The organism is Spirosoma sp. SC4-14 (assembly GCF_037201965.1).
Lineage (GTDB): Bacteria > Bacteroidota > Bacteroidia > Cytophagales > Spirosomataceae > Spirosoma.
The window spans coordinates 6,018,288-6,032,914 of record NZ_CP147518.1; the positions used below are offsets into that span (position 1 = coordinate 6,018,288).

Here is a 14,627-nt window from a genome sequence, read left to right on the forward strand (position 1 = left end):
GATTTTTCTATGCAATCAACAAACTAGCTTAGAAGTAGTAACGAACGCCAAGCTGAGCCTGCCAAACGTTATCAACCGTAATGCTCTTAGTAAAAGCATCTTTCAGCAGCACTCTTTGGCCATCAATCGACTGGGTACCTAAACGATAGGTTGGCACACCCGCAGCGCTAAGACTTGCCAGGGCAAGCGGCTGAGTGGTGGTAGTGGTATAACCTACACCCCACTTGTTGTTCAGCAGGTTACCTACGTTCAGGATGTCGGCACGGAACTGGAGCGTATGCCTGGTTCCTTTCGCACCAACTTTCAGGTAGAACTCCTGAATGGCCGTGAAGTCGAAACGGAGCAGGTCAGGAGAAAATAAACCATTCCGTTCTACATACTGACCACGACGGCTCTTCAGGTAATCGTTTCCGTTGATGTAAGCATCAAAAGCAGCCTGCTGCTGTTCGGGCGAGAAGGTTGTCGAGCCAGATGTAAACGAAGCAAAGTTCAACTCAGATGCGCTCTTAGGAATGTAGATCAGGTCATTCGTAGTCTGACCATCGCCGTTCAGGTCACCGCCAACAACCAGCGAGGTTTTGTAACCGGTGGTGTATTGAGCGCCCAGCGTGAAGGTAGTAGCTCCACCAAAATTACCGCCATAGTTCAACCGGTAGTTCAGGTAACCGATCACACGGTGACGCAGGTCATTATCACCGTAAGCCATTGTCAGATAGTTCTGCCCCTGTACGGTAGGTACGTTAGCCACAACCGTGCTACCCACTGATTGCAGGTCTCTGGCTAGTCCGTAGGTATACGCCAGCATTCCACCGAAGCCATGCACAGCTGGTTTTTCCAGTTTCGCCGTGATCGTGTAGGCATTACCTACTGTCGAGTTTTTCAGGACGAAGGCGTTGGTAATTGCCGTATTATAGAAACGAGCTGGGTTAACAGCCGAACCGCTCAACCCTGAAGCCGGGAAACGGTTACGTGTATCAGGTCCGCTCAGCGTACGATCTGGGGCTTTCAGGTTAGCATCGATATAGCGCAGCCCCTGAAGCGTTTTGTTATAAATGAATTCGACCGTTCCGATCATACCCCATGGCAGTTTCTGGTCAATAGCAATGTCGGTTTTCCAAACCAGCGGATATTTCAGGTTCTGGTCGGTAGCGTTGATCACGTAAGGGGGCAGATTCTCGATCTTTACGTTATTCGGGTCAGGCCGTACACTGGCAGGCAACTGGCTAGGATCGGTAACAAACGGATAAGCCGTCGTATTGGTTACGTTGATAACAGCCGTGTTTACCCCGTTGTTACCCAACTGGTTCGACACAAGTACTTCAGGAATACGCGATACGAAGAAACCACTACCACCGCGAATCTGCGTCTTTTTATCTCCTTTAACATCCCAGTTAAAACCAACACGAGGAGACACTAACAGGCGGGTCTTTGGGAAAGCACCGGTGCTGATTTTATAATCAGCGTTGTTTTCATCTTTGAAATTTAAGCCCGCTACAATTGGGTTATTGAAATCCTTGGCGGTCGAGTTGCTATAGGCAAAGATGTCGGCACGAAGACCTGCTGTTAGCTTGAAATTCGGATTCACCTGGAACTCATCCTGTACATAGGCGCTATAGGTACTTCTGTGCAGCGTTTGCAGCGGCTCTGCACCACCTGGCAGCAATGAATAACGCAGGTTATAACGAGCTACTGGAACCGGCGACGTCGTAGCAGTTGGATTAGCCAGATAAGCCAGTGCAGCTGTCTTGAAATCAGCAATCGAGTTGTAAACATATACACCGTTCGAAGCTGGGAAGAATACGTTGTTCGACGTAAACTTCTCATAAGCCAGACCGAATGTCAGCGTATGGTTACCAGCAAAGTAGCTGAAGTTATTCGTAATATTCAGGGTCGAATAGTTCAGCTTGTTGTTTGGCGTAAACGGATCGAAACCAATTGAAGTATAGGTCGTGGGGTCCTCTTTCGACTTAAGAATATCGATCGTTGGGAAAAGCCCCGTTTTGTAAGTACGGTCTTCGTTCTGATAATTGTAGGTAGCAACCAGTTTATTGGCAAATTTACCATTGAAGGTCGAGTTCAATTCAGCCGCCACCGACCGGGTGTTATCAGCAATAATGTAGCCTGAATTTTCAGGAGAGATAGCAAGACTAGAATTGGTACGGTTACCATTACCAGCCGTGTTACTACTATTACTGTTACTGATGATCTGGCCAGACTGCGAATTGTGGTGTGAATAACGTATCGATAATTTATTATTATCGTTGATGTTATAGTCCAGACGAAGCAGCCCTTTGGTGCTTTTCACTTCGTTATTGAAGTTATCATACTGCCCCAGTGAGCGACTAAAGTTCGTTTGCATAAACTGGTCGAGGTCCTGCATATCGGCCAGCGTTACGCGCGACACGTTACCCGATGTACCCGTTCCCCGGTCAATAACCCAATCCAGCGCAGGTTGGCTGCTTTTGTATTGTTCAACGTTAGCGAAGAAGAACAGTTTATTTTTGATGATCGGACCACCAATTCGGAAACCCTGTGTTTTCTGATCAATCGTAATGGGAGGCAGATCTCTGCCGTCGGCTTTTTTACCAACCAGTCCGTTATTACGAAACAGATAATAAACCGATCCCGAAAAATCGTTCGTTCCAGAGCGGGTTACGGCGTTGATACCAGCACCCGAAAACCCGGTCTGGCGTACGTCGAACGGAGCAACGTTCAACTGAATTTCGTCCAGAGCATCCAGCGAAACGGCTGTTGTACCCGTACGGCCACCGGCCATTGCCGATGACCCTAAACCGAATCCGTTGTTGAACACCGAACCATCGATGGTGATGTTGTTAAAACGGCTGTCCTGACCACCGAACGACTGACCATTACCATAGGCGTTATACTTGGTAATATCGTTCATCGTACGGCCCAGTGTTGGAACCGTGTTAATCATATCGCGGCCGTATGATGAAGCGGCCCCCGAACGCTCCGAGCTAAAGATATCGTTCCGCGTACCCGACACAACAACTTCTGACAGTTGAGCGCTGGCGTCTGTTAAAGTAAAATTTACGTCGGCAGCGGTACCCAGGTTCGTGAATACACCTTCTTTCACTTGGTCTTTGAAGCCCACAAATGTAGTAGTCACTCTGAAAGGACCACCTACCCGAACGCCAGGCAGTGTGTAACGTCCCGAAGCATTCGTCGTCGTTCCGTAGCGGCTACCCGATGGTTCGTGGATGGCCACAACAGTAGCACCAGGTAGTGGTGCCCCTTTGTCATCGGTCACCAATCCATTAATAACTGCGGTCGTAACCTGCGCCAGTGCTCCGCTCCCACCGAGTACGGACAGTAGCATACTGCTGACTAGCACAAAAGCCGCCCTAAAATGCAGTAATCGTTTTGACATAAAAGTGATAGATTTGGTTTGTAGTTTTGAGCAACTCATCTAGTTAGATAGGTAGTCAATTTAAAGACAAAGATGCTACAATTTATCAGTTGTCAAAACAGGGCGTCTTAAAAAAGTACCACTTATTTAAAAACTATAGATATTATTCTACGAATAGCCATATTTTACATTACCAGTGTTCTATAAAACTCTGTTAAGATATTGTTATGCACCGAGTTCCGTTTAAATAAGAATTACCTCGACAAATGCTTTTTTAGTACCTATACTCCGAATAATAAACAATACGTGTTAGTATCAAACCGGTTTTCCATCTTAGTTTTGTCACGTTATGACATCAACCGACATTTCACCTGTTAAACTCACTCAATATAGCCATGGAGCAGGCTGTGGATGCAAGATTTCCCCAAAAATCCTGGATCGTATCCTCCACAACAACCAAACTTCGGCTCAGCCTGCCTACCCAAACCTGCTCGTTGGAAACGACTCGCGCGACGATGCCGCCGTGCTGGATATGGGCAATGGAGAAGCTATTATCAGTACTACCGACTTCTTTATGCCTATTGTCGACGATGCGTTCGATTTTGGGCGTATTGCCTCCGCCAATGCCATTAGCGATGTGTATGCCATGGGCGGAGAGCCTATTATGGCCATTGCTATTTTAGGCTGGCCGCTGGATAAACTCCCGCCCGAAGTAGCAGGTCAGGTTCTGGAAGGCTCACGGGCCGTTTGCCGTGAAGCCGGTATTCCGCTGGCGGGTGGCCATAGCATCGATTCGCCAGAGCCTATTTTTGGGCTGGCCGTTACGGGCCGGGTTCGCATCGACCACCTGAAACAAAACAACACAGCAACTCAGGGCTGTAAACTCTACCTCACTAAACCCCTCGGAGTTGGCATTCTGACTACGGCGCAGAAAAAAGGGATTCTAAAACCAGAACATGCCGATCTGGCTCCGACTCAAATGGGTAAATTGAATAGCTTTGGAGCCATTTTGGGAAGGCTGCCTTACGTAAAAGCGCTCACCGACGTAACGGGATTTGGTTTGCTGGGCCACCTTACCGAAATGACGGAGGGTTCTCAATTGAGCGCCGTTATTACGTTCGACGATGTCCCTAAAATTCCGGTTGTTGAAGACTATCTGGCTCAGAAAAGCTTTCCGGGAGGCACTGTTCGCAACTGGGATAGCTACGGACATAAGATTAGCGAACTCACCGAAACGCAACGGTATATCCTGGCCGATCCACAAACATCCGGCGGCTTACTCATTGCCGTTGACCCGAATAGCACCACCGAATTTGAGCGGGTAGCGCAGGAAAATGGTCTTTCACTCCGTCCGTTCGGGGAACTGATTGAACAACGGGAAAAAGTTATTTACGTTAATTAAAACGCGAAACCAGACCACCTTTATTATAAATGTTCATGCTGGCACAAGCACGCCAGCGGGCAACCGTCCCAAGGCATGAATATCCAGTATCTAAACGCCCCCCTTTGGGGTTGGGGGCTTTTATTCAGATGAAATTATTCTTCCGCCAGACGGGTGAAACCGGTCCGGCAATCGTGATTTTGCATGGTGTTTTCGGCTCGTCGGACAATTGGCTAACCATCAGTAAAACCATTGCAGCTAAGGGCTACCGCGTTTTTGCCCTCGATCAGCGTAACCATGGCCAGTCGCCCCGCGCCGACGAACACGACTATCAGGTCATGGCATCGGACCTTCGCGAGTTTTTGATCGATCAGCAACTCGACAAACCCATCTTGGTTGGACATTCGATGGGAGGCAAAGCCGTGATGCAATATGCCATGCTTTATCCCGGCACATTCTACAAACTGGTAGTTGTCGATATTGCGCCTAAGTTCTACCCGGTTCATCATGCCGAACTTGTGCGCGGCCTGAAAGCCATCGATCTGGCCAGCCTTAAAAGCCGTAACGACGCCGATGCTGTTCTGAGTCAGTACGAACCCATTCCCACAGTCCGGCAATTTCTGCTTAAAAATCTCTATCGAAACGAGCAGGGGCAATTTGCCTGGCGACTCAATCTGCCTGTTATCGAACGGGAACTTCACGGCATAGGCGAAGAACTTACCAATCCACAAATCGTAAGTGATCCTACTCTGTTTATCCGTGGCAGCGAATCGCCTTATATTCTGGACGACGATATTCCGACCATTAAGCGTATCTTCCCAAATGCCCAAATTGCTGTAATTCAGGGAGCTGGTCACTGGGTACAGGCCGAAAAACCGGTGGAGTTTGTAGATGCCTTACTAACCTTTATAGGGCATGGTTTATAGCGTACAGTTTATGGTTGCGCTGCACTAAGAAGGCAGTATACTTACAGGATAAGTAACCATAAACCGAAAACAATAAACTAAAAACCATAAACCGTACTCTCATGCCGACGCTTTATTTGATACCGACACTGCTGGCCGACGATACTGCCGAACAGGTGTTACCGCCAACAATTCGGGACGTAATCGACAAAACGGATGCTTTTTTTGTCGAAAATCTCCGCACAGCCCGTCGTTTTATTAGTGGGCTGAAAACCAGCCGTATTATTGCCGAAACTACGTTTTTTGAACTAAATAAAGATACGCCACCAGCCGACACCCGAAAACAAATCCAGGAACTCATGGAGCGCAAACGCAATGCGGGTGTACTCTCAGAAGCAGGCTGCCCCGGTGTAGCTGATCCGGGTTCGGTTGTTGTAGGGATGGCCCATGCACTAGGTTGGCGGGTAGAGCCTCTGGTTGGCCCATCATCGATTCTGCTGGCACTTATGGCGTCGGGCATGAGTGGGCAGTCATTTGTGTTTCATGGCTATTTGCCCATTGAAAAACAAGACCGCATTCGGGCAATTCGGCATCTGGAAAAAGAAGCTCAACAGCGACAGCAGACACAGATTTTCATGGAAACCCCTTACCGGAACGATGCCCTTTTTGCCGACATTGTGGCCAGTTGTCAGGCCAATACGCGCCTTTGTGTAGCCTGCAATCTAACCGCTCCTGACGCTTTTGTACGTACGCAAACCATTCGGGAATGGAAAACACAAGTTCCAGATTTGCGTAAAAAACCAACGGTGTTTTTACTTTTGTAACAACAACGCGGCCGGGCTAACGTTTCCGTAGTCTGGCCGTTTTACATATGATTCAAGCCTTCGAGTTTTCTCCATTTCACGAAAATACGTACGTCATTGCCGATGATACGACCCGCGAAGCCGTTATTATTGACCCTGGCTGTTACGAACAAGCCGAAAAAGAAGCCCTGGGCCGATTCGTTACAGATCATAACCTGTCGGTAAAATATCTCTTGCTCACTCATGCGCACCTTGACCACGTATTTGGAGTAGCCTATGTCAAACGCAAATTTGGCGTAAAAGCCTACCTGCACGAACTGGATATGGTTATTTACAATGATGTGCCTACCCGTTGTGCACTCTATGGTTTACGCGGTTATGAACCGGCCGAGATCGATGCTTATTTAAAAGAAGGCGACAAATTTTCATTTGGCAACATAACGCTGGATGTCGTTTTTGTACCGGGGCATGCACCGGGTCACGTGGCCTTTATCAATCATGCTGATCGCTATATTATTGGTGGCGATGTACTGTTCCGGGGTAGTGTGGGCCGTACAGATTTCCCATATTGCAATCATGCCGACCTCGTCAACAGCATACGAACTGAATTTTACACGCTCCCCGACGATTATGTTGTGTATCCAGGCCATATGGAACCGACAACCATCGGCCACGAAAAACGGACAAACCCATTTGTAAAAGAAGTTACTGGTTAAGAGTGAAGAGTGTAAAGTGTAAAATAAAAGGACAATGTAGCTATTTTTCACTCTTCACTCTTAACCAGTAAGCTCAAATTATGAACGCTCTTCTCAAACATCTCCCCAATGCCATGACCTGCGGCAACCTGTTGTGTGGTTGTGTTGGTTTAGTTATGGCTATGCGCGGGCATCTGGATACAGCAGCCTGGCTCATTGGGTTGGCGGCAGTGCTCGACTTTGGCGATGGCTTCGTAGCCCGGTTGGTTAAGGTGTCGGGGCCTTTCGGTAAAGAGTTGGATTCGCTGGCCGATGTGGTTACGTTTGGCGTACTACCCGCCACAATTGTTTTCCAACTGTGCTGGTTTCAGCAACTGGGCCCTATTTCCTACGCAGCATTCCTGATTGCAGTTTTGTCGGCACTACGGCTGGCTAATTTCAATATCGATACGCGCCAGTCTGAATCATTTATTGGACTACCTGTGCCTGCTAATGCTATGCTGATTGCGGCTTTTCCGCTGATGAGTCGTTACCAACCTCAATACGATACCATCTGGCAAAACGATGTTGCTATGGGTATGATGATCGCTTTTTCATTTATGCTCGTTTCGGAGGTTCCGCTTTTTGCGCTCAAATTCAAATCGTTCGGTTGGGCCGAAAATCGCATTAAATTCAGTTTTTTGATCGCGTCCGTCTTACTCTTGTTATTTTTGCAGTTCGCAGCCATTCCGTTAATCATTCTACTGTATATAGTTGTCTCATTATTTTCTAAAGAGCGAAAGAGTGAAACTGGGCCGCTTTAGTGCAGGGTGGTCTGTGCTGTCCGATTTCACTCTTTCGCTCTTTTACTTTTTCACTCTTTCAAATCATGAAATACATCGCCGAAATTAACATCATGACCCGTTCGGAAATCCTCGACCCACAAGGGAAGGCCGTTAAACTGGGGCTACATAACCTTCATATGGATACGATCGATAACGTCCGGATCGGTAAGCATATTCGTCTGGAAGTAGAATCTGACAGCCAGGAACAGGCTCACGAAACGGTTGATTCAGCCTGCCGCCAGCTCCTGGCCAATCTGATCATGGAAGAATATTCATTCGAACTGCGGCCAGCCTGATTAATCAGTTTGGCCAGCCGGAAAAGAACGCTTGCCCAACCGGCTAAGCCCTTAACTACTCAGACAGGCAGCAAGCAGTTTTTCTGACACAATAGTTACCCCAAAAAGTACTATTTTTGTCAGCCATTTTGCCATCTCCGAATGAACACCGTCTATTCAAGCATAAAAGGGTTAGGTTTTTACGTACCGGATACTATTGTTACCAACGATGACCTGACCCAATATATGGATACGTCCGACGCCTGGATTCAGGAACGGACAGGTATCAAACAACGTCGTTTCTTTACGTATGGCAAAGAAACCAATGCCAGCATGGCAGCAGCAGCATCAAGGCAGGCACTCGATCGCGCTGGTCTTGTTCCTAAAGATGTTGAGCTGATCGTTTACGCCACGTTGTCGCCCGACTACTACTTTCCGGGGTCGGCTTTTCTAATGCAGCGCGAGCTGGAACTGGAAGGCATAGCTGTTATCGACATCCGGCAGCAATGTTCAGGATTCGTTTACGGCCTGTCGATTGCCGACCAGTTCATTAAAACTGGTATGTATAAAACCGTGCTGGTTGTAGGCTCCGAAATTCAGTCGACTTTGATGGATAAAACCACCGAAGGCCGCAATGTGGCCGTTATTTTCGGCGACGGGGCGGGGGCGGCTGTTGTTCAGGCAACTACAGATCCCGAACACCGCATTTTATCGACTCACCTGCATGCCGACGGCCGCTATGCCGAAGAGCTTTACCTGAAAGATCCGGGCAGCAGCCGCCCCGATCATTTCATTACGGCCGATACAGCAACAGCGGGAGGCAGTAGCGTGGTTATGAACGGCAATGCCGTTTTTAAACATGCTGTAGTACGGTTTATGGAAGTGATCAACGAAGGATTGACCGCCAATGGTTATCAGGCCACCGATCTGAGCCTGTTGGTTCCACATCAGGCCAATATTCGCATTTCGGGCTACATTCAGCAACAAATGAACCTACCCGATGAGAAAGTATTTAACAACATCCAGAAGTATGGCAATACCACGGCAGCTTCTATACCCATTGCCCTAACCGAAGCGTATGAGCAGGGGCGCATTCAATCGGGCGATCTGGTTTGCCTGGCTGCATTTGGCAGTGGCTTCACCTGGGCCTCAGCTCTGATAAAGTGGTAAGCCCCCAACCCCCAAAAGGAGAGTACTATTACTTTTATGGAACAGCTAAATACTGCCCGATAGACGCGTCAGCAAGCCCCTCTGGGGTTGGGGGCTTTTCAATACGTCCCAATCGACAGCATCACCAGCGTACAGCCTTCGACAGGCTCAATACCTTCGGCCCGTAATTGCTCTTCGAATTCAGGATTTTCGGTTCCGGGATTAAAAATGACCCGTCGGGGTTTCAGGCTTTTAATATAGGCGTATAAACCCGGCTGATTCTGAGGACCAACATACATCGTTACCGTGTCGACATCTGTTAAAGCAGGTTGACCGGTATGAATAGGTTGACCGTTTATTTGCCCAGGTCTCAACCCAACCAACTCTATAGCATGCCCGTATCGTACTAAACTATGTGCGGCCCGATTGGCATAGCGAGAGGGGTTTTCTGTCGCACCGATTATTACTGTTTTTTTTGCTTCCTTATTCATTTACTTCAGCCTTGAACCATTCATAAACACCGATTCATTTCTTACTATAAAACCGTTCTACAGCAGAGGTAGTTCATGATACCCCCCCGCCTGTCAGGGTATTCTCTACGAAAATTGCATACTATAAATCCTTCTATTCTATTCCAGTAAGTAAGTTTTATAAGTCTATGCTGGAAATCCTTGACTATCAGTTTTTTTAATCTAGATTTACCAACTATTTTGCCATTCCTTTGTTAAGGAATAGTTAAACAAACGCAACCCCTACATATAGCTATTTTCTAAAAACAGGCACATAACAACCACTGGCAATGAGTGAGAAGAAGAATCAAAGTTTCTGGAATGAGAAGTGGGTGCCCATTGTGTTCGAAGGTATTGAGAACCCACCCCGTTATGAAGTATCTAATTATGGCAGGCTTCGCAGTTTTCAGGCAAGCGCTAAACCCGACGTCTCCGACAAGGGTACCGGTAATATTATTAAAGGATCTGTAATTCAGGGATATCGATCGTTAAATATCCGTTCGGCCGGTAAAACGCTCAACCGATATGTTCACAAACTAGTTGCCGAACATTTTGTAGATCGTGGCCACCCCGATCGGACATACGTGATCCATATTGACCATGACAAGCAAAATAACTATTACAACAACCTGCGGTGGGTCACAAAAAATGAAATGATTGAGCACAACCGGAATAACCCGAACCTTAAAAATCGTGTCATTCCCCGCTCAACCCGCAATTACAAACTCACCGAAAGCAAGGTTAAGATCATCAAAAAACTGCTCCGAAATGATAAAAATCGCCTGAAAATGATTGCCAAGCAGTTCGGAATAACCCACACTCAGCTAAACCGCATCAGATCGGGTGAAAACTGGAAACACGTAACCATTGAAGACGATCCGCGTTAGAATACCGCTGGATTAGCGTTTATTTTGAGTGATGTTTGAGATTATGAGTAGCAGCCAGTCGGGTCTCCTGACTGGCTGCCTTTTTTTAGCTAGTCAACCAGTACTGAAGAACGAAACGATTTTGGCTTTCGCATCAGGTAATCAATAGCCGAAATTTTCTTTTCGAACCCATAGTAGCACAAACGACATCAACTACTCAATTTTTTCCAATCGTGATTCCTGCCTCCGGCCCTAATCCGGGCGCTTCCCTAGAGTTTATTATAAAAAAAATACGCTAAATTTATTCGTATTAACGATAAGTTTTACAGGAAAGTGGTTGTAGATAGCTCCTGCTGAATCCGTAAAAATGGTAGTAACATCCGTAATCTGTATACCAGTCAATGCCCTTGTAAACTAGACCTTTGTCTAGACACTTCATCTTCTGGCCACGATCTGTTGAGCATGAAAGAGATTAAACGCATATTGACTGCTTATGAACAGATCGACCTCCGGAAACGCAAGGTCGCGCTGGCAACGGAGGTGTATGTTCAGGGATCAGCCTACCGACGACCCGGCGCACGCATACTGGTGAGTGACGACGGCCGCTGTGAAGATGCCATCAGTGACGGGTGTCTGGAAGGCGATGCGCTACGCAAAGCCCGACGGGTGATGCTCGATGGTAAACCAGTAATTGTGCGTTATGATACCATAGACCCGACCGATCCAACGAATCCAATTGCCTTATTGCAGGCACCTTTCAACGAAATCGCCCTGTCTATCCTGAGCGAAATCAACGCCTTTTTTAGCCAGCACTCGGGCGGCTTTCTGAGCAACAGACCGGGGCCTATTCATGAGCGTAGTTCGGATCGACCCGAACGGGTTTTAGTATAACTGGCCGTTGTCTGTAGGCCAGCTAACCGTTTATTGTAAATCCTTAAATTCTTGAACAAATTGGCAAAATTCAGCTTAAAAATCAACGGAAAAATCAGGCAGGTGGATGTCGACCCAACTACGCCCATGCTTTGGGTCCTACGCGACCATCTGGACCTGCCAGGCACTAAATACGGCTGTGGGATTGCCCAGTGCGGAGCCTGCACGGTACATCTGGACGGCACGGCGGTTCGTTCCTGCCAGTTGCCGGTTTCGGTGGTTGGCAAGCAAGCCATCACCACCATTGAAGGGCTATCGGCCAAAGGCGATCATCCCGTCCAGAAAGCCTGGCTAGAACACGATGTAGCCCAATGTGGCTACTGTCAGGCGGGTCAGATCATGAGTGCGGCTTCGCTGCTAAAAACCAATCCGAACCCCGGCGATGCGGATATAGATCTGGCCATGAGTGGCAACATTTGCCGGTGTGGTACGTATCTGCGCATCAGGGACGCCATCAAATCGGCGGCCAAGGAAACAACAAACACCCCAGCCACTCATAAATAACTCCCTGACCATGGAAAATACGAAAATGACCTACAATCGGCGTGCCTTTCTGAAAGCTTCGTTGCTTTCGGGGGGTGGCATGATGCTCAGTGTGAGCTGGCTGTCGAACGTTAAGGCAGCTGATAAACTACAGGCACTGAACCTGCCTGCGCAAGCGAGCCAGCTCAATGCCTACATTCAAATCACCGCCGACAACGCCGTTAAACTCATCTGCCCCAATCCCGAATTTGGCCAGAACGTGATGACGTCCCTGCCGATGATCATTGCCGAAGAACTAGACGTCGACTGGAAAAACGTGGTCGTTGAAATGGGGCCACATGACAATACCAAATTAGGTCCTCAGTTTACCGGTGGCAGTAACTCGGTTCGCATGTACTGGAAACCCCTCCGCGAAGCCGGAGCAGCCGCCCGGCAGATGTTGCGGGAAGCAGCCGCCCAAACCTGGAATGTGCCCGCCGAAGAAGTAACAACCCAGGCAGGAGTACTACAGCATGCAAGCGGAAAATCGGCCAGCTATGGCGAAATGGCCAGCAAAGCGGCTACGCTCACCGTGCCTAAAGGCATGAAGCTAAAAGCCCCGAAGGATTTTTCAATTGTCAGAACGTCGAAAAAAAATGTGGAAGGCCAGAAAATAGTGACGGGCAAACCTCTGTTCGGGCTTGACTACCGCACCGACGGCATGCTGATTGCCATGATTCAGCATCCACCGGCCTTTGGCATGAAACTGAAGTCGTTCGATGCCTCACAAGCCCTCAAAATGCCGGGTATCAAAGAGGTATTCAGCCTGAATCTGTACCCAGACGATTTTGAGCAGGGCGGCTTCGATACCCGCACCTTCAACCAATTGCTGGTGGTGGTGGGCAAGAGCACCTGGGAGGTGATGAATGCCCGTAAGAAACTGAAAGTTCAGTGGGAGCCTGCTGGCGATACCAAGGATATGATGATGGGCAGGGGTGGCAAACGGGAAGTTACGGTGCCGGGTCGGCTGGAAACGACCAGCACCCAACTCGAACAGATGCAGGAACTAGCTAAAAAGCCAGCCCAGCAATTACGAAAAGACGGCGACCCGGAAATGGCGTTCAAAAATGCGGCTCAGATTATCGAGCGCACCTACAATGCACCTTTTTTAGCGCACAATACGATGGAGCCGATGAATTTCTTCGCCCATGTGACGGAGGAGAAAGCGGTAGTAGCCGGACCATTGCAGGCGCCGGGTTGGTCTGAACCCACGCTGGCGAAACTATTGAACCTGCCAGCCGACAAGATTGAGATTCAGATGACACGGATGGGTGGCGGCTTCGGGCGTCGGGCGTATTGTCAATATATGTATGAAGCGGCTCTGATTTCCAAACAGGTTAAAGCACCTGTCAAACTGATCTACACCCGCGAAGATGACATGACCTATGGTATCTACCGGCCTATGTACACCGCTACGTATCGGGCGGCTCTGGATGCCAACAAGAACCTGATCGGTTTTCACGTAAAAGGAGGTGGCATTCCGGAACATGCCATTCATGCCAACCGTTTCCCGGCCGGTGCGGTCGATAACTATCTGGCCGAAGGCTGGGAAATTCCATCCAACATTACCATTGGTGCTTTCCGCGCCCCACGCTCCAACTTCAACGCTGCCGCCGAACAATCGTTTCTGGATGAAGTAGCCGAAGCCATAGGCAAAGACCCCATCGAGTTCAGGCTGGAGCTTCTGAAACGGGCCAAAGAAAATCCGGTGGGCAAAAACAACGAGTATGACGCCGACCGGTATGCGGGTGTACTCACCCTGGTGCGCGACAAATCGAACTGGAATAAGGTCGGAAACGAGAAATACCACCGGGGCGTAGCGGCCTATTTCTGTCATAACTCATATGCGGCTCATGTGGTGGATATGGTAAGTCGGGATGGAGAGCCGTATGTTGAACGGGTATTCAGTGCGATGGACTGCGGCATTGTCGTAAATCCTGATGCAGCCAAAAACATGGTGCAGGGAGCCGTAGTCGATGGCATCGGGAATGCGCTCTACGGTGCCCTGACGCACAAAAACGGCGCTGCCGAACAAAGTAACTTTCATAATTACCGTATCATTCGGCATAACGAAGCGCCCAAACAGATCGAGGTTTATTTTGTCGAAAACGACTTCGACCCAACTGGCTTAGGCGAACCGCCTTTCCCACCGGTGTTTGGGGCAGTAGCCAATGCATTGTATAAGACCACGGGCAAGCGTTTTTACGACCAGCCCTTTAAATCTGAGCTGGACAAGCCGGTTCAGGGTTAATGAGCTTCGCTAAATAGTTTTGTCAGGATCTAAGAAATGGGCAGACCTATTGGGTAGCAAATTGATTGGTGATTAAGGCCAAAATCAGGTATGTTTACCAACAAGGCCACTCGTTTATTCCGGTAGTCTGACTGGTAAATTTCCCTC

The 14,627-nt window shown here is 48.5% G+C and carries 13 protein-coding genes; 11 read left to right on the forward strand and 2 right to left on the reverse strand.

Annotation, left to right across the window (positions count from 1 at the left end; genetic code table 11):
- Positions 1-28: 28 nt before the first annotated feature.
- Positions 29-3,391, reverse strand: a complete 3,363-nt coding sequence (locus WBJ53_RS24690; RefSeq protein ID WP_338871169.1) for a carboxypeptidase regulatory-like domain-containing protein — start codon at positions 3,389-3,391, stop codon at positions 29-31.
- Positions 3,392-3,719: 328 nt separating this feature from the next.
- Here WBJ53_RS24690 and selD point away from each other — a divergent pair, with 328 nt between their 5' ends.
- The 7 genes from selD (at position 3,720) to WBJ53_RS24725 (ending at position 9,423) form a co-directional block, all read left to right on the forward strand.
- Positions 3,720-4,772: a selenide, water dikinase SelD gene (selD, locus tag WBJ53_RS24695; protein WP_338871171.1), complete on the forward strand. Its 1,053-nt coding sequence runs from the start codon at positions 3,720-3,722 to the stop codon at positions 4,770-4,772.
- Positions 4,773-4,900: 128 nt separating this feature from the next.
- Positions 4,901-5,677, forward strand: coding sequence for an alpha/beta fold hydrolase (locus tag WBJ53_RS24700; protein ID WP_338871173.1), 777 nt, complete (start codon positions 4,901-4,903; stop codon positions 5,675-5,677).
- A 101-nt stretch (positions 5,678-5,778) separates the two neighbouring features.
- Positions 5,779-6,480: an SAM-dependent methyltransferase gene (locus WBJ53_RS24705; protein WP_338871175.1), complete on the forward strand. Its 702-nt coding sequence runs from the start codon at positions 5,779-5,781 to the stop codon at positions 6,478-6,480.
- A 47-nt stretch (positions 6,481-6,527) separates the two neighbouring features.
- Positions 6,528-7,175, forward strand: a complete 648-nt coding sequence (locus WBJ53_RS24710; protein ID WP_338871177.1) for an MBL fold metallo-hydrolase — start codon at positions 6,528-6,530, stop codon at positions 7,173-7,175.
- Between the two features lie 80 nt (positions 7,176-7,255).
- A complete protein-coding gene (gene pssA / locus WBJ53_RS24715; protein WP_338871179.1) occupies positions 7,256-7,957 on the forward strand; it encodes a CDP-diacylglycerol--serine O-phosphatidyltransferase in 702 nt (233 codons plus the stop codon).
- A gap of 65 nt (positions 7,958-8,022) precedes the next feature.
- Positions 8,023-8,274 (forward strand): phosphoribosylformylglycinamidine synthase subunit PurS, encoded by a 252-nt coding sequence (gene purS / locus WBJ53_RS24720; protein ID WP_338871181.1) that lies wholly within the window; start codon positions 8,023-8,025, stop codon positions 8,272-8,274.
- Positions 8,275-8,415: 141 nt separating this feature from the next.
- Complete coding sequence (locus WBJ53_RS24725; protein WP_338871183.1) at positions 8,416-9,423, forward strand: beta-ketoacyl-ACP synthase III; 1,008 nt, start codon at positions 8,416-8,418, stop codon at positions 9,421-9,423.
- A 98-nt stretch (positions 9,424-9,521) separates the two neighbouring features.
- Here WBJ53_RS24725 and WBJ53_RS24730 read toward each other — a convergent pair whose 3' ends face one another.
- On the reverse strand, positions 9,522-9,893 hold the full coding sequence (locus WBJ53_RS24730) for a CoA-binding protein (protein WP_338871185.1): 372 nt from the start codon (positions 9,891-9,893) through the stop codon (positions 9,522-9,524).
- A 308-nt stretch (positions 9,894-10,201) separates the two neighbouring features.
- On the opposite strand from WBJ53_RS24730, the gene WBJ53_RS24735 reads away from it, so the two are divergent.
- From WBJ53_RS24735 to WBJ53_RS24750, 4 genes are all read left to right on the forward strand, one after another.
- Complete coding sequence (locus WBJ53_RS24735) at positions 10,202-10,798, forward strand: HNH endonuclease (protein ID WP_338871187.1); 597 nt, start codon at positions 10,202-10,204, stop codon at positions 10,796-10,798.
- A 441-nt stretch (positions 10,799-11,239) separates the two neighbouring features.
- On the forward strand, positions 11,240-11,668 hold the full coding sequence (locus WBJ53_RS24740) for an XdhC family protein (RefSeq protein ID WP_338871189.1): 429 nt from the start codon (positions 11,240-11,242) through the stop codon (positions 11,666-11,668).
- A gap of 60 nt (positions 11,669-11,728) precedes the next feature.
- Entirely contained in the window at positions 11,729-12,211 is a 483-nt protein-coding gene (locus WBJ53_RS24745) for a (2Fe-2S)-binding protein (RefSeq protein ID WP_338871191.1), read from the forward strand.
- Positions 12,212-12,221: 10 nt separating this feature from the next.
- Positions 12,222-14,480 (forward strand): molybdopterin cofactor-binding domain-containing protein, encoded by a 2,259-nt coding sequence (locus tag WBJ53_RS24750; protein WP_338871193.1) that lies wholly within the window; start codon positions 12,222-12,224, stop codon positions 14,478-14,480.
- Positions 14,481-14,627 lie beyond the last annotated feature (147 nt).